12 protein-coding genes and 1 pseudogene are annotated in these 15,432 nt (G+C 72.4%); 4 read left to right on the forward strand and 9 right to left on the reverse strand.

The features are described 5' to 3' along the window. Positions 1 to 23 precede the first annotated feature (23 nt). Positions 24 to 1,886, reverse strand: a complete 1,863-nt coding sequence (gene ilvD / locus ACFCZN_RS05085) for a dihydroxy-acid dehydratase (protein ID WP_429763824.1) — start codon at positions 1,884 to 1,886, stop codon at positions 24 to 26. Positions 1,887 to 2,131: 245 nt separating this feature from the next. Here ilvD and ACFCZN_RS05090 point away from each other — a divergent pair, with 245 nt between their 5' ends. Then, positions 2,132 to 2,707 carry a DoxX family protein gene (locus ACFCZN_RS05090; RefSeq protein ID WP_429763823.1) on the forward strand — a complete coding sequence of 192 codons (576 nt, stop codon included), beginning with the start codon at positions 2,132 to 2,134 and terminating at the stop codon, positions 2,705 to 2,707. A gap of 30 nt (positions 2,708 to 2,737) precedes the next feature. Here ACFCZN_RS05090 and ACFCZN_RS05095 read toward each other — a convergent pair whose 3' ends face one another. After that, the gene (locus tag ACFCZN_RS05095) at positions 2,738 to 4,258 is read right to left on the reverse strand and encodes a peptide MFS transporter (protein ID WP_430556044.1); all 1,521 of its coding nucleotides are present in this window, start codon (positions 4,256 to 4,258) and stop codon (positions 2,738 to 2,740) included. Between the two features lie 67 nt (positions 4,259 to 4,325). On the opposite strand from ACFCZN_RS05095, the gene ACFCZN_RS05100 reads away from it, so the two are divergent. Then, positions 4,326 to 5,702 carry a cryptochrome/photolyase family protein gene (locus ACFCZN_RS05100; RefSeq protein WP_430556045.1) on the forward strand — a complete coding sequence of 459 codons (1,377 nt, stop codon included), beginning with the start codon at positions 4,326 to 4,328 and terminating at the stop codon, positions 5,700 to 5,702. A gap of 15 nt (positions 5,703 to 5,717) precedes the next feature. On the opposite strand, the gene ACFCZN_RS05105 is transcribed toward ACFCZN_RS05100, so the two are convergent. Beyond that, positions 5,718 to 6,557, reverse strand: a complete 840-nt coding sequence (locus ACFCZN_RS05105) for a bifunctional allantoicase/(S)-ureidoglycine aminohydrolase (RefSeq protein WP_429763820.1) — start codon at positions 6,555 to 6,557, stop codon at positions 5,718 to 5,720. Positions 6,558 to 6,826: 269 nt separating this feature from the next. Between ACFCZN_RS05105 and ACFCZN_RS05110 the strand changes: the two genes are divergently transcribed. Next, positions 6,827 to 8,371 (forward strand): NCS1 family nucleobase:cation symporter-1, encoded by a 1,545-nt coding sequence (locus tag ACFCZN_RS05110; RefSeq protein WP_430556046.1) that lies wholly within the window; start codon positions 6,827 to 6,829, stop codon positions 8,369 to 8,371. Between the two features lie 17 nt (positions 8,372 to 8,388). Continuing rightward, a pseudogene (locus tag ACFCZN_RS05115) lies at positions 8,389 to 9,126 on the forward strand (aspartate/glutamate racemase family protein); the annotation flags it as partial. On the opposite strand, the gene ACFCZN_RS05120 reads toward ACFCZN_RS05115, so the two are convergent. From ACFCZN_RS05120 to bcp, 6 genes are all read right to left on the reverse strand, one after another. After that, positions 9,111 to 9,695 carry a GNAT family N-acetyltransferase gene (locus ACFCZN_RS05120; RefSeq protein ID WP_429763818.1) on the reverse strand — a complete coding sequence of 195 codons (585 nt, stop codon included), beginning with the start codon at positions 9,693 to 9,695 and terminating at the stop codon, positions 9,111 to 9,113. The pseudogene ACFCZN_RS05115 and the gene ACFCZN_RS05120 overlap by 16 nt on opposite strands. Then, a complete protein-coding gene (gene gatB, locus ACFCZN_RS05125) occupies positions 9,695 to 11,200 on the reverse strand; it encodes an Asp-tRNA(Asn)/Glu-tRNA(Gln) amidotransferase subunit GatB (RefSeq protein WP_430556047.1) in 1,506 nt (501 codons plus the stop codon). The genes ACFCZN_RS05120 and gatB overlap by 1 nt, the downstream gene beginning before the upstream one ends. Positions 11,201 to 11,218: 18 nt before the next feature. After that, positions 11,219 to 12,781: an Asp-tRNA(Asn)/Glu-tRNA(Gln) amidotransferase subunit GatA gene (gene gatA / locus ACFCZN_RS05130; protein ID WP_430556048.1), complete on the reverse strand. Its 1,563-nt coding sequence runs from the start codon at positions 12,779 to 12,781 to the stop codon at positions 11,219 to 11,221. A 1-nt stretch (position 12,782) separates the two neighbouring features. Then, positions 12,783 to 13,079 carry an Asp-tRNA(Asn)/Glu-tRNA(Gln) amidotransferase subunit GatC gene (gene gatC, locus ACFCZN_RS05135; RefSeq protein WP_429731461.1) on the reverse strand — a complete coding sequence of 99 codons (297 nt, stop codon included), beginning with the start codon at positions 13,077 to 13,079 and terminating at the stop codon, positions 12,783 to 12,785. 159 nt (positions 13,080 to 13,238) lie between these two features. After that, positions 13,239 to 14,825 carry a malate synthase A gene (gene aceB, locus ACFCZN_RS05140; RefSeq protein ID WP_430556049.1) on the reverse strand — a complete coding sequence of 529 codons (1,587 nt, stop codon included), beginning with the start codon at positions 14,823 to 14,825 and terminating at the stop codon, positions 13,239 to 13,241. 121 nt (positions 14,826 to 14,946) lie between these two features. Continuing rightward, positions 14,947 to 15,423, reverse strand: a complete 477-nt coding sequence (gene bcp / locus ACFCZN_RS05145; protein ID WP_430556050.1) for a thioredoxin-dependent thiol peroxidase — start codon at positions 15,421 to 15,423, stop codon at positions 14,947 to 14,949. Positions 15,424 to 15,432 lie beyond the last annotated feature (9 nt).

Genomic DNA, 15,432 nt, shown 5'->3' on the forward strand with positions numbered 1-15,432 from the left:
CTATGTCACGAACGTGACGCCCGTCAGCGACGCGCGATGAGCGACACGTCGCGCACGGCGCCGCGGTCGGCCGACGTCGCCATCGCGGCGTACGCCTGCAGCGCCGGGGAGACGTAGCGGTCGCGGTTCAGCGGCTGCCACGGGTTCTCCCGCGCCTCCATCTTGGCCCGGCGCTCGGCGAGCACCTCGTCGGGCACGTTGACCCGGATGAGGCGGGTGTCGACGTCGATCTCGATCTCGTCGCCGTCCTCGATCAGGCCGATCGTGCCGCCCGCCGCGGCCTCGGGCGAGACGTGCCCCACCGAGATGCCGCTCGACCCGCCGGAGAACCGGCCGTCGGTGATGAGGGCGCAGACCTTGCCCAGGCCGCGGCCCTTGATGAACGACGTCGGGTAGAGCATCTCCTGCATGCCCGGGCCGCCGGACGGCCCCTCGTAGCGCACCACGACGACGTGGCCCGGCTGGACCTGCTTGGTGAGGATCTTCTCGACGGCGTCGTCCTGCGACTCGCAGACGAGGGCCTTCCCCACGAAGTGGAAGACGTCGGGGTCGACGCCCGCGGTCTTGAAGACCGCGCCGTCCTCGGCGAGGTTGCCGCGCAGCACGGCCAGGCCGCCCTCCACGGTGTACGCGTGCTCGAGGTCGCGGATGCAGCCGTTCGCGGCGTCGGTGTCGAGGCTCTCCCAGACGTTGGACGTCGAGAAGGCCTGGGTGGTGCGGACCCCGCCGGGGGCGGCGTGGAAGAGCTCCTGCGCCCGCTCGGTCGCCTTGCCGCCCCGCACGTCCCAGTCGTCCAGCCACGCGCGCAGCGTGGGCGTGTGCACGGACGTGACGTCGTGGTCGAGCAGCCCCGCACGGTCCAGCTCACCGAGCAGCGCGGGGATGCCGCCGGCGCGGTGCACGTCCTCCATGTGGAAGTCCGGGTGGTTCGGCGCGACCTTGCTCAGGCACGGCACGCGGCGGCTGATCGCCTCGATGTCCGTGAGGTCGAAGTCGACCTCGCCCTCCTGGGCCGCGGCCAGGATGTGCAGCACCGTGTTGGTGGAGCCGCCCATCGCGACGTCGAGCGCCATGGCGTTCGAGAACGCGGCCTTCGTGGCGATCGAGCGCGGGGCGGCCGAGTCGTCCTCGTCCTCGTAGTAGCGCTTCGCGAGGTCGACGATGGTGCGGCCGGCCTCGAGGAAGAGCTCCTTGCGGGCGGCGTGCGTGGCCAGCGTGGAGCCGTTGCCCGGGAGCGACAGCCCGAGCGCCTCCGTGAGGCAGTTCATCGAGTTGGCGGTGAACATGCCGGAGCAGGAGCCGCAGGTCGGGCAGGCGTTCTCCTCGACCTGGGCGAGCGCGGCGTCGGACACGTTGTCGTCGGCCGAGTAGTTGATCGCGTTGATGAGGTTCAGGGGCGTCCTCGCGACGCCGTCGGCGACGACCGCCTTGCCGGCCTCCATCGGCCCGCCCGACACGAAGATCACCGGGATGTTGAGGCGCAGCGCCGCGTTGAGCATGCCCGGCGTGATCTTGTCGCAGTTGGAGATGCACACGAGGGCGTCGGCGCAGTGCGCGTTGACCATGTACTCGACCGAGTCGGCGATGAGGTCGCGGCTCGGCAGCGAGTAGAGCATCCCGGCGTGGCCCATCGCGATGCCGTCGTCCACCGCGATGGTGTTGAACTCCTTGGAGACGCCGCCCGCCTCGCGGATCGCCGAAGCGACGAGGTCGCCCATGTCCTTGAGGTGGACGTGGCCGGGCACGAACTGCGTGTACGAGTTCGCGATCGCGACGATCGGCTTGCCGAAGTCCTCCGAGCCCATGCCGGTCGCGCGCCAGAGCGCGCGGGCACCGGACATGTTGCGGCCGTGGGTGGACGTCCGAGAGCGCAGGGGACGGCTCATGTCAGCTCCTTCGACGAGTTCTGCGGCGCGTCGCGGACGGCGCGCACGGGCACGCTACGCCCGCCGTCCCGCATCGCGGGCATCCGTCCGCCCACTGGTCGGTTTGTCGGGTGAAACGTTCCGAAAGTCACGGATCGGTTGCGGTGCCCCGGGCGACGTGTGCATGTTGTCCACGGTTCAACCGTTATCCGTTCAAACCGGACGAACCATCCCCACGCAGCGCACCACGATCAGGGAGCTCACTCATGACCGCGACCGCCGCAGGCAGCACGACCGGCACGACCGTCACCGACCGCGCACGGAGCGGGGAGGACGCCGAGCACGTCGTCACCCGGCCCGGCGCCCGGCGCGCCCTCGCGCTGTGTCGCATCCTCCTGGCCGTGGTCTTCCTCTGGCCGGTGGCCGACAAGACCTTCGGCCTCGGGTACGCCACGCCGGACGAGCGGGCCTGGGTGGCGGGCAGCTCGCCGACGGAGGGCTACCTGAGCTCGATCGAGAGCCCGCTGGCCGGCGGGTTCGCCGCGCTCAGCGGCCCCGTCGTCGACTGGCTGTTCATGCTCGGGATGCTCGGGACGGGGCTCGCGCTCCTGCTCGGCATCGGGCTGCGCGCGGCCGCCGTGGCGGGCGGGCTGCTCATGCTCACGCTGTGGCTGTCGACCTGGCCCTTCGCCGCGGGCTCGCAGAACCCGCTGGTCGACCAGCACCTCGTCTTCACGGCGCTGCTGGCCGCCCTCGCGCTGACCCGCGCCGGCGACACCTGGGGCCTCGGCCGCGCCTGGGCGGCGTCGCCGGTCCCCGGCAGCGCGAGCTGGCTGCGCTGACGCGCCCGGCACCCCACGGCGCCGGCACGGTCAGGCCGCGCCGGCGCTGTGGGTGTGCTCCAGCTCGTCGGCGTGGCGGATGTGCCGCGTCACCCACGGGGCGAGCAGCAGCAGGATCCCCGCGAACACGAGCGCCACGAGGCCGATCCCGCCGAAGTACGCGGTGTCGGAGGCCCCCTCGGTCGCCTCGATCGTCTGCGCCGTGATCGCCTGGCCGGCGGCCGACGACAGGAACCACAGCGCCATCGCCTGGCCGCGGAAGGCGCGCGGCGCCAGCAGCGTCGTCGCCGCGATCCCCACCGGCGACAGGCAGAGCTCGCCGAGCGTCTGGATCACGTAGACCACGATGAGCACCCACGGCGGCGCGAGCTCGTCCGCGAACACCTCCGACATCCCCGCCAGGAACAGGAACGACAGGGCCGCGAGCGTCAGGCCGATGACGAACTTGTACGCCGTGGGCGGCCGGTCCCCCGTCTTCGTCCAGATCCACGCGAACACGGGCGCCAGGATGATGATCGACGCCGGGTTGACCGACTGGAAGAACGCCGGCGACAGGTCGATGCCCAACAGCTGCAGCTGGGTCCGGTCGGCGGCGAAGGCCGCGAGCGTCGTCGCCGCCTGCTCGAAGATCATCCAGAACAGCATCGCCGCGACGAAGAGCGGCACGTACGCCACGACGCGCGGCCGCTCGGCCGCCGTCACGCGCTTCGACCGGTACATCACGACGAGCAGCACGACCGGCGTCACGAGCGCGAGGTACGACACGGCGTCGATGAACGTCTCGACGGCCCAGCCCCCGGCGACGACGGCGGCCAGAGCGGCCGCCACCACGATGGCGCCGACCAAGTAGAGCCCCAGCCGCACGACGGCGGGGCGGTCCTCGGGCGTGATCGGGTTCGGCACGTCCGTCCCGGCGGCGCCGAGGTAGCGGTAGCCGCCGACGAAGAACACGAGCGCGAACGCCATCCCGATCGCGGCCACCGCGAAGCCCGCGTGGTAGCCCCACGCCTGCTCCACGACGCCCACGATCAGCGGGGAGAAGAACGACCCGATGTTGATCCCCATGTAGAAGATCGAGAAGGCGGGGTCCCGGCGCTCGTCGTCGCGCGAGTACAGCTCGCCCACCATCGACGACACGTTCGGCTTGAGCAGGCCGGTGCCGAACGCGACCAGGCCGATCCCCAGCATCGAGAAGCCGTAGGTGGGCAGCGTGAGCGACACGTGCCCGGCCGCGATGACGATCCCGCCGTACAGCACGGCGCGCCGCGCCCCGATCATCCGGTCGGCGAGCCAGCCCCCGACCACCGACAGCAGGTAGACCGACGTGCCGTAGATCGACACGAACGCCGCGCCGGTGGTGGCGTCCATCCCGAGGCCGCCGTTGGCCACCGTGTCGGTCAGGTAGTACAGCAGGATGGCGCGCATCCCGTAGTAGCTGAACCGCTCCCACAGCTCCGTGCCGGCCAGCGTCATGAGGCCGCGCGGGTGCCCGAAGAACGCGCGGTCGCCCTCGTGCTCCGGGTGCGACGGCGCCGCTGCCTGATCGGTCATGAAAAAACTGTCGCACCGGCGGAAGTCGACGGCGACCGGGAACACCGGAGCCACGTACGGTGACGGCATGGCGGCGAGCGTGATGTGGTTCCGGCGAGACCTGCGGCTGCACGACAACCCGGCGCTGCTCGCCGCGGTCGAGGAGGCGCGCGACGCGGGCGGGGACGTCGTCGGCCTCTACGTGCTCGACGACGCGCTGTGGCGGCGGGCCGGCGCGGCGCGCCTCGCCTACCTGGCGGACTCCCTGGCGAAGCTCGACGACGCGTGCGACGGCCGGCTCGTGGTGCGGCGCGGAGACCCGCGCGAGGTCGTCCCCCAGGTCGCGCGGTCGGTGGGCGCGCGCGGCGTGCACGTCGCGGCCGGGCACGAGCCGTACGGCCGCCGGCGCGACAGCGCGGTCGAGGAGAACCTGGCCGACGCGGGCGCCGTCCTGACCAGGACGGGCTCGGCGTACGCCGTCTCCCCCGGGCGGCTGCGCACCGGGCAGGGCTCGCCCTACCAGGTCTTCACCCCGTTCCGCGGAGCCTGGCTCGCCCACGGCTGGCGGGCCCCGGCGCCGCGGCCGCGCGAGGTCCCGTGGGCCCGGCTGCCGTCCGACGGCGTCCCCGCGGCCCCACCGTGCGACGCACGCCTGCCGAGGGCGGGCGAGGCGGCGGCCCGGCGTCGCTGGCACGAGTTCGTCCGCGAGGGCCTGGCCGGTTACGCCGAGGGCCGCGACCGCCCCGACCTGGCGGGAACCTCGGAGATGTCGGCGCACCTGCGCTGGGGCGAGATCCACCCGCGGACGATGCTGGCCGACCTGGCGGCCGCGGAGGCCGCCGGCCTCCCGGCCGAGGCGGTCGCCACGTACCGCTCGGAGCTGGCGTGGCGGGAGTTCCACGCCGACGTCCTGCACCACCGGCCGGACGCCCGGCTCCGGTCGCTGCGCGCCGTCGTGCCCGACGACGCCTGGGCGACCGGAGCGGCGGAGCGGGACGCGTTCGACGCCTGGGCCGCCGGTCGCACCGGGTTCCCGCTCGTCGACGCCGGCATGCGCCAGCTGCTCGCCACCGGATGGATGCACAACCGGGTGCGGATGGTGGTGGCGTCGTTCCTCGTCAAGGACCTGCACGTGCGCTGGCAACGGGGCGCCGCGCACTTCATGGCGCACCTGGTCGACGGCGACGTCGCGCAGAACCAGCTCAACTGGCAGTGGGTGGCCGGCACCGGCCACGACGCCGCCCCCTACTTCCGGGTGTTCAACCCGGTGACGCAGGGCAAGAAGTTCGACCCGGACGGCGACTACGTGCGCCGCTGGGTGCCCGAGCTGCGCGGTGTCGAGGGCAAGCGCGTGCAGGAGCCCTGGCGCCTCGACCCGTCGCCGGAGGGCTACCCCGCGCCGATCGTCGACCACGCGCACGAGCGGCGCGTCGCGCTCGACGACTTCGAGCGCGCGCGCCGCTGAGCGGGACCGGGCGGGTCAGCGCCGGTCGAGCTTCACCTGCCGGTTGACGTCCTTGTAGAGCAGGTAGCGGAACGGCTTCGGGCCGCCGGCGTAGCAGGCCTGCGGGCAGAAGGCGCGGAGCCACATGAAGTCGCCCTCCTGCACCTCGACCCAGTCTCCGTTGAGGCGGTAGACGGCCTTGCCCTCCAGCACGTACAGGCCGTGCTCCATGATGTGGGTCTCCGCGAACGGGATGGAGCCGCCGGGCTGGAACGTCACGATGTTGACGTGCATGTCGTGCGCCAGGTCGTCGGGGTCGACGAAGCGCGTCGTGGCCCAGGCGCCGTCGGTGTCCGGCATGGGGCGCGGCTCGATGTCCTGCTCGCGGGTGACGAAGGTCTTCGCCGCGTAGCCGTCGATGCGCTCGTAGACCTTGCGGACCCACTGGAACGCGGCCTTGGCGTCGGAGCGGTTGTGCAGCGACCACTGGTCGCCGGCGGCGAGGTAGGCGTAGCCGCCGGGCTCGAGGGTGTGCTCCTCTCCGCCGACCGTGAGGGTCAGCGTGCCCTCGGTGACGAAGACGACCGACTGGACGGTGTCCTCGATCTCGCCACGGTCGGTGCCGCCGCCCGGGGAGACCTCGACGACGTACTGCGCGAACGTGGTCGCGAAGCCCTCGACGGGGCGCGCGAGCACCCACAGGCGGGTCTTGTCCCAGCCGGGCAGGTTGGAGGTGACGATGTCGCGCAGCACGCCGCGCGGGATGACGGTGTACGCCTCCGTGACGATCGCCCGGTCGGTGAGCAGCTCTTCCTGCCCGGGCAGCCCGCCCTGCGGGGTGTAGTAGCGGGTGGTCTGGGGACCTGGCTGCGTCATCGGCACGCTCCTTGTGGTGATGGACGACTGAACACCTGTCTTTCGTGAGACGGAATTCAGTTTCTGCTATGTGAGATTAGTGCGGACGCCTCCCGGCGGTCAAGAGGCAGCCTCATCCTGCCCGCGCCCGCCGCGACCGACGACCCGTCGCCGCGCGCGACGGGCTTGACAAGCGGGTCTGCTCCACCCAAATTGGTATACCAACGTGCTACGGAAGCGCGCTTTCGCTCGACGAAATCCGCCCGTACGGCACCTGGAGGACGAACTCCATGAGCACCCTCGACCGGGCCGCGGCAGCGACGCCGCAGGCCCTGGCCGCACCGACGACGGTCGCGACCTCCCCCCGCGCCACGGCGACGACGCCGCCGCTCGGCCTCAGCCCCCGCCTCTACAACCACGACCTCGCCCCGACGCAGCGCGCCGGCCGCACCTGGCGGACGTACTCGATCTTCACGCTGTGGGCCAACGACGTGCACTCCCTCGGGAACTACGCCTTCGCCATCGGGCTCTTCGCCCTCGGGCTCGGCGGCTGGCAGATCCTCCTCGCCCTCGTGCTGGGCGGCGCCCTCCTCTTCGGCCTCCTCACCCTGTCGGGCTTCATGGGCGAGAAGACCGGCGTGCCGTTCCCGGTCATGAGCCGCATCGCGTTCGGCATCCGCGGCGCCCAGATCCCCGCCCTCGTCCGCGGCTCCGTCGCGGTCGCCTGGTTCGGCATCCAGACGTTCCTCGCCTCCGTGGTGCTGCGGATCCTGGTCGTCGCGCTGGTGCCCGCCGCCGCCGGCCTCGACCGGAACTCCGTCCTCGGCCTGTCGACGCTGGGCTGGATCACCTTCCTCGCCCTGTGGGGCGTGCAGCTGCTCATCGTCAGCTACGGGATGGAGATGATCCGCCGGTACGAGGCGTTCGCCGGGCCCGTCATCCTGGTGACGATGGCGGCCCTCGCCGTCTGGATGTTCCTCCAGGCCGACGGCACGATCGCCTGGAGCACCCCGGACACCAAGCACGGCGCGGACATGTGGCTCGCCGTCGTGGGAGGGGCGGCGATGTGGGTCGCCATCTACGGCACGTTCGTGCTGAACTTCTGCGACTTCACGCGCGGCGCCGTCTCGCGCCGGTCCATCGTGCGGGGCAACTTCCTCGGCATCCCGCTCAACATGGCCGTCTTCGGCGCGATCGTCGTGGTTCTCTCGGGTGCCCAGTTCGCCATCGACGGCACGATCATCGAGTCCCCGTCCGACGTGGTGCGGGCGATCCCCAGCACCCCGCTGCTCGTCCTCGCCTGCCTCGCCCTGCTCGTCCTCACCGTCGCGGTGAACCTCATGGCCAACTTCGTCGCGCCGATCTACGCGCTGACCAACCTCTTCCCGCGGAGGCTGAACTTCCGCCGCGCGGGCCTGCTGTCCGGCGCGCTCGGCCTCGTCATCCTGCCGTGGAACCTGTACGGCTCCCCCGCCGTGATCACGTACTTCCTCGGCGGCCTCGGCGCCCTGCTCGGCCCGCTGTTCGGCATCATCATGGCCGACTACTGGCTGCTGCGCCGGGCCCGTGTGCACGTGCCCGACCTGTACCGCGAGGACCCCGACGGCAGCTACCACTACGCCCGCGGGTTCAACCGCCGGGCCGTGCTCGCGCTGGTGCCGACCGCACTCGTGGCCCTGTTTCTCGCCTTCGTCCCCGCGTTCGCCGTCGTCTCGGAGTTCTCGTGGTTCCTCGGCGCGGGTCTGGGGGCCGTCCTGTACCTCCTCGTCGCCGACCGGCGGCAGACCTTCCACGACGCGGACGGCGAGCACCTCGCCGTGCCGAGCACCCACTAGCCCCACCCGGAGACCCCGTGCGCATCCTCGTCGCCAACGTCAACACCACGTCGTCCATGACGGACGCGATCGCCGCCTCGGCGCGGTCCGTCGCCTCCCTCGGCACCGAGATCGTGGGGATCACCCCGCGGTTCGGCCCGGACTCCTGCGAGGGCAACTTCGAGAGCTATCTCGCCGCCCTCGCGGTGATGGACGCCGTGACCTCCTACCCGGAGCCGTTCGACGCCGTCGTGCAGGCCGGGTACGGGGAGCACGGGCGCGAGGGGCTGCAGGAGCTGCTCGACGTGCCGGTCGTCGACATCACCGAGGCGGCGGCGTCGACCGCGATGTACCTGGGGCACCGGTACTCCGTCGTCACGACGCTCGACCGCGCGGTCCCGCTGATCGAGGACCGGCTGCGCCTGGCGGGGCTCGACGCGCGGTGCGCCTCGGTGCGCGCGAGCGGGCTCGGCGTGCTGGAGCTCGAGGCCGACCCCGAGCGGGCCGTCGCCACGATCGTCGCGGAGGCCCGCCGCGCCGTCGAGGTGGACCGGGCCGAGGTGATCTGCCTCGGGTGCGGCGGGATGGCGGAGCTCGAGGAGCGCGTCGCGGCGGCCACCGGCGTGCCCGTCGTCGACGGCGTGCGCGCGGCGGTGGCGGTCGCCGAAGGCCTCGTGCGTCTCGGGCTGTCCACCTCGAAGGTGCGCACCTACGCGCCGCCGCGGCCCAAGGCCGTCGTCGGGTGGCCGTTCGCCGTGCCTCAGTCCGTGCCGGCCCCGGCGCGGAACTCGTCCTCGAGGATGCTCATGACGACGGCGTCCGCCCAGCCCTGCCCGTCGCGGAAGGCGTCGCGCAGGCGCCCTTCCTCCCGGAAGCCGAGCGAGTCGTACAGCGCCCGCGCCCGCGGGTTGATGCTGATCACCGCGAGGCTCACGCGGTGGAGCCCCGGGCCGGCGCCGCCGTCGAAGGCGAAGCGGAGCACCTCCCCGATCGCCTCGCGCCCGTACCCGCGGCCCCGGTAGTCCGGCATCATCCGCAGGCGCAGGTTCGCCGACCGCAGCTCGAGGTCCACCCGGTCGAGGGAGATCTCGCCCAGCAGGTCGTCGCTGACGAGCTCCCCGTCCCGCACGGCGGCCGACGTGATCGCCCAGTCGTACCGGCCGGGCAGGTCGGCCGCGCTCGCGGCCCAGGCGTCCACCTCGGCCCGGGACGACGCGGCGTTCGTGCCCATGCCCGTGAGGCGCCCGCCCTCCGGGTCGCGCAACGACGCCCACAGCCGCTCGGCGTCCCGCGCCTCGACCGGGCGCAGGCGCACGAGCTCCCCGTGCAGGACGGGCGACCGCATCAGCCGATCCTCTCCAGCACCAGCTCGCGCACGCGCTTGGCGTCCGCCTGGCCCCGGGTGGCCTTCATGACCGAGCCGATGATGGCGCCGACCGGGCCCTGGTTGCCGCCGCGGACCTTCTCCACGATGTCGGGCTGCGCCGCGAGCGCCGCGTCGATGGCCTCGAGGAGCGGCCCGTCGTCGGAGACGACCTCCAGGCCGCGGGCCACGACGACCGCCTCCGGGTCGCCCTCGCCGGCGAGCACGCCGTCGAGCACCTGCCGGGCGATCTTGTCGTTGATGCGGCCGGAGTCGACGAGCCGCTGGAGCTCGCCGATCTGCGCGGGCGTGATCGCGAGATCCGCGAGCTCGACCTCGTCCTGCTTGGCGCGGCGTGCCAGCTCGCCCATCCACCACTTGCGCGCGGCGGCCGGCGTGGCGCCGGCGGCGACGGTCGCCTCGATGAGGTCGAGCGCGCCGGCGTTGACGACGTCGCGCATCTCGGCGTCCGCGAAGCCCCACTCGTCGTGCAGGCGGCGGCGCCGGGCCTGCGGCAGCTCGGGCAGCGTCGCGCGGATCTCCTCGACCCACTCGCGCGACGGCGCGACGGGCACGAGGTCGGGCTCCGGGAAGTACCGGTAGTCCTCGGCGTCCGACTTCACGCGGCCGGGCGACGTCGAGCCGTCCTCCTCGTGGAAGTGGCGCGTCTCCTGGATCACGGTCTCGCCCGCGTCGAGGAGCGCGGCCTGGCGCGAGATCTCGTACCGCACCGCGCGCTCCACGGAGCGGAACGAGTTGACGTTCTTCGTCTCCGTGCGCGTGCCGAGCGGCGACTCGGGCGTCGCGCGCAGCGACAGGTTGACGTCGGCGCGGACGTTGCCGCGCTCCATGCGCGCCTCGGACACGTCGAGCACGCGGAAGATGTCGCGCAGGGCCTGCACGTACGCGCGGGCCACCTCGGGCGCCCGGTCCCCCGCGCCGGTGATCGGCTTGGTGACGATCTCCACCAGCGGCACGCCGGCGCGGTTGTAGTCGACCAGCGAGTACTCGGCGCCGTGGATGCGGCCGGCGGAGCCGCCGACGTGCGTGTTCTTGCCGGCGTCCTCCTCCATGTGCGCGCGCTCGATCTCGACGCGGTGCACCGTGCCGTCGTCGAGCTCGACGTCGAGCCAGCCCTCGAAGGCGATCGGCTCGTCGTACTGCGACGTCTGGAAGTTCTTCGGCACGTCCGGGTAGAAGTAGTTCTTCCGGGCGAACCGGCAGCTCTCCGCGATCTGGCAGTTGAGCGCCAGGCCGATGCGGATCGCGTACTCGACGGCGGTGCCGTTGACGACGGGCAGCGCGCCCGGCAGCCCGAGCGACACCGGCGTGGTCTGCGTGTTCGGCTCGGCGCCGAACGACTGCTCGGCCGGGCAGAACATCTTGGTGCGGGTGCCGAGCTCGACGTGCACCTCGATGCCGATCACCGGGTCGTAGCGGCGCACGGCGTCGTCGTAGGCGACGAGAGCAGGGGTCGTGGTGGTCACAGTGGTGTTCTCCTGTTCTCAGCCCAGCGTCTCGGAGTCCTCGCGGGTCCCCGCAGCGAGGCGAGGAGACCCGGGAGGCGAGAGCTCGGGGGCACGGGACAGCAGCGGGGCGCCCCACGTGGACTCGAGGGCCGACTCGAGCGCGGCACCGACGCGGTAGAGGCGGTCGTCCGCCTTCGCCGGCGCGAGGATCTGGAACCCGACGGGCAGGCCGTCGTCGGACAGGCCGTTGGGCACCGAGATGCCCGGCACGCCGGCGAGGTTGGCCGGGATGGTCGCGACGTCGTTGAGGTACATCGCGAGCGGGTCGTCCAGCTTCTCCCCCAGCTTGAACGCCGTGGTGGGCGCCGTGGGCGAGACCAGCACGTCCGCCTGCGCGAACGCGGCGGCGAAGTCGCGCTGGATGAGCGTGCGGACCTTCTGCGCGCTGCCGTAGTAGGCGTCGTAGTACCCGGCCGACAGGGCGTAGGTGCCGAGAACGACGCGGCGCTTGACCTCGTCGCCGAAGCCGGCGCCGCGGGTCGCGGCCATGACGCGCTCGGCCGTCACCGGGCCGTCGGTCGGCTCGACGCGCAGGCCGAAGCGCATGCCGTCGAACTTCGCGAGGTTGCTCGACGCCTCCGCCGGCATGATCAGGTAGTACGCGGCGAGCGCGTAGTCGAAGCTCGGGCAGGAGACCTCGACGACCTCGGCCCCGGCCTTGGTCAGCAGCTCGAGCGACTCGTGGAACCGCGCGAGCACGCCGGGCTGGTAGCCCTCGCCCTGCAGCTGCGTGACGACGCCGACCTTGAGGCCCGACAGGTCGCCCAGCGCGCCCTGGCGCGCGGCCTCGACCAGCGGCGGGAGCGGCTCGGGGATCGACGTCGAGTCGCGCGGGTCGTGGCCGCCGATGAGCTCGTGCAGCAGCGCCGAGTCGAGCACGGTGCGCGTCACGGGGCCGGCCTGGTCCAGCGAGGAGGCCATCGCGATGAGGCCGTAGCGCGAGACGCCGCCGTAGGTGGGCTTCACGCCGACGGTGCCGGTGACGGCGCCCGGCTGGCGGATCGAGCCGCCGGTGTCCGTGCCGATCGCGAGCGGCGCCTCGAAGGCGGCGACGGCCGCGGCGGAGCCGCCGCCCGAGCCGCCGGGGATGCGGTCGAGGTCCCACGGGTTGTGGGTGTTGCCGAACGCGGAGTGCTCGGTGGAGGAGCCCATCGCGAACTCGTCCATGTTCGTCTTGCCGAGGATCGGCAGGCCCGCGGCGCGGAGCTTCTCGACGAGGGTCGCGTCGTACGGCGGGATCCAGCCCTCGAGGATCTTCGAGCCCGCCGTGGACGGCAGGCCCTTCGTCACGACGACGTCCTTGACGGCGATCGGCACGCCGGCCAGCGGGTGCAGCTCCTCGCCGGCGGCGCGGCGCGCGTCGACGTCGGCGGCCGTGCCCAGCGCGTCGTCCTCGCTCACGTGCAGGAACGCGTGCACGTCGCCGTCGACGGCCGCGATGCGGTCCAGGTGGGCGCGCGTGGCCTCGACGCTGGAGGCCTCCCGGCGCGTGAGGGTCTCGGCGAGCTCCGCAGCGCTGAGGCGGGTCAGGTCCGTCATCTCACTCCTCCCCGAGGATCTGCGGGACGGCGAAGCGCCCGTCCTGCGCGTCGGGCGCGGCGGCCAGCACGTCGGCCACGGGCAGCGCCGGCTGGGGCACGTCCTCGCGGAACACGTTCGTCAGGGGCAGCGGGTGGCTGGTGGCCGGCACGTCGGGTGTCGCGACCTCGCGCACGCGGGCGATGGAGTCGACGATGACGTCGAGCTCGCCGGCGAGCCGGTCGACCTCGTCGTCGCGCAGGTCGATCCGGGCCAGGGCGGCGACGCGCGCGACCTCGTCTCGGGAGATGGTGGACATGGCCGCCAGTCTAGTGGGCGGCACGTGTCGGGGAGGTTGTCCCCGCATGACGGTGCGGGCGCACGAACGGCCGGGACCACGCCACACAGGACGTGGTCCCGGCCGTCACGCACCGGCGGTGCTCGGCGCCCCCGTCGCAGCCGAGCGGTGCCGGGTTCCTCAGTCCATCCGCTCGTAGGCGGCCGTCGTGAGGAAGTCGATGTACTCGTCGGCCACGGCGACCTCCATGAAGGTGGTCCGCGCCTCGTCGAAGGCGGCGGCGCCGCCCGGAAGCTTGGCCACCTCCTCCTCGACGATGCGGTCGACGAGCTCCCGCGTCACCTTCTCGCCGGTGTCGGCGAGGACGACGTCGTTGTGCAGCCACTGCCACACCTGGGAGCGGGAGATCTCCGCGGTCGCGGCGTCCTCCATGAGGCCGAAGATGGCGACGGCGCCGAGGCCGCCCAGCCAGGCCTGGAGGTACTGGATGCCGACGGAGACGTTGTTGCGCAGGCCGGCCTCGGTGACGGTGCCGGGCGTCCTGTCGACCGACAGCAGGTCGGCGGCCGTGACGCGCACGTCCTCGCGCGTACGGTCGATCTGGTTCGGCCGGTCGCCGAGCACCGCGGTGAACGCCTCCTTGCACGTGGCGACCATGCCGGGGTGCGCCACCCAGGAGCCGTCGAAGCCGTCGCCGGCCTCGCGCGCCTTGTCGGCGCTCACCTTGGCGTAGGCCTGCTCGTTGGCCGCGGCGTCCTTGCTCGGGATGAACGCCGCCATGCCGCCGATGGCGTGCGCGCCGCGCTTGTGGCAGGTGCGGACCAGCAGCTCGGTGTAGGCCCGCATGAACGGCACCGTCATGGTGATCTGGTTGCGGTCGGGCAGCAGGAACTCCGACCCGCGGGTGCGGAAGTTCTTCACCACGGAGAACAGGTAGTCCCAGCGGCCGGCATTGAGGCCCGCGGAGTGCTCGCGCAGCTCGTAGAGGATCTCCTCCATCTCGAACGCGGCCGGGATGGTCTCGATGAGCACGGTCGCGCGGATGGTGCCGCGCGGGATGCCCAGCGCGTCCTGGGCGAGGACGAACGCGTCGTTCCAGAGCCGCGCCTCGAGGTGCGACTCCATCTTCGGCAGGTAGAAGTACGGCCCGAGGCCCTTGGCGATCTGCCGCAGGCCCGCGGTCGCGACGTAGAGCGCGAAGTCGACCAGGGAGCCGGAGGTCTCCTGGCCGTCGACGAGGACGTGCTTCTCGTTCATGTGCCACCCGCGGGGACGCATGATGATCGTGGCCAGCTCGTCGTCGGGCTTCAGCGCGTAGGACTTGCCGGCCTCGTTGGTGAAGTCGATCCGTCGCTCGATGGCGTCGAGGAGGTTGAGCTGGCCGCCCACCACGCTGCTCCACTGCGGCGTGTTCGCGTCCTCCTGGTCCGCGAGCCAGCACTTCGCGCCCGAGTTGAGCGCGTTGACGGTCATCTTGCGGTCGGTCGGGCCGGTGATCTCCACGCGGCGGTCGACGAGCCCGGGGGCGGGCTCGGCGACCTTCCAGGAGTCGTCGGCGCGGAGGTGCGCGGTCTCCGGGAGGAAGTCGAGGGTGCCGCCGTCGGCCAGCGCCTGGCGGCGACGCTGCCGCGCCTCCAGCAGCTCGAGGCGGCGGGCGCCCAGCTCGCGCTGCAGGGTCACGATGAGGTCGAGCGCGGCCGGGGTGAGCACCTCGGTGTCGCGCTCACCGATCTCGGCGGTGATGGTCAGGCCGTCGGGGAGCTCCACGACAGTCCCTCCTTGTTCTCGTTCTACGGGGGTGTGCTGCTGCCGTGCGGTCGTTGCACAGCGGAATTCGTATTACGCCTAGCGGAAACCTGCCAGACCGACCCTACCGGGTCGTGGGTGCTCAGGCACCCACCAGCTGCGCGCGCAGCGCGGCCACGTGCCCGGTGGCCTCGACGTCGTACTCGGCGGACCGCAGGGTCCCGTCCGGCTCGACGACGAAGGTGCAGCGGTGCACCCCGTCGAACGTCCGGTCGCCGATCTTCTTCGGGCCCCACGTGCCGTAGGCGTCGGCCACGGCATGGTCCGCGTCGCTCAGCAGGGGGAACGTCAGGTGCTCGGCCTCCACGAAGGCGCGGATGTCCTCCACCGGGTCGGCGGAGACGCCGACGACGGCGTACCCGGCTCCCGCGAGCGACGCGAGGTTGTCGCGGAAGTCGCAGGCCTCGGTGGTGCACCCGGGGGTGCCCGCCTTCGGGTAGAAGTACACGACCACTCCCTTGTCCGCCCCGGCGCGCACGTCCGCGAGGGACACCGGCGTGCCTGCGGAGTCGGGCAGGGTGAAGTCGGGAGCGGTGTCGCCCGGTTGGAGTCGCGTCATGTCAGTCGT

The sequence above is a fragment of the Isoptericola sp. NPDC056134 genome, from assembly GCF_042264825.1.
Taxonomy (GTDB): Bacteria; Actinomycetota; Actinomycetes; order Actinomycetales; family Cellulomonadaceae; genus Isoptericola; species Isoptericola nanjingensis.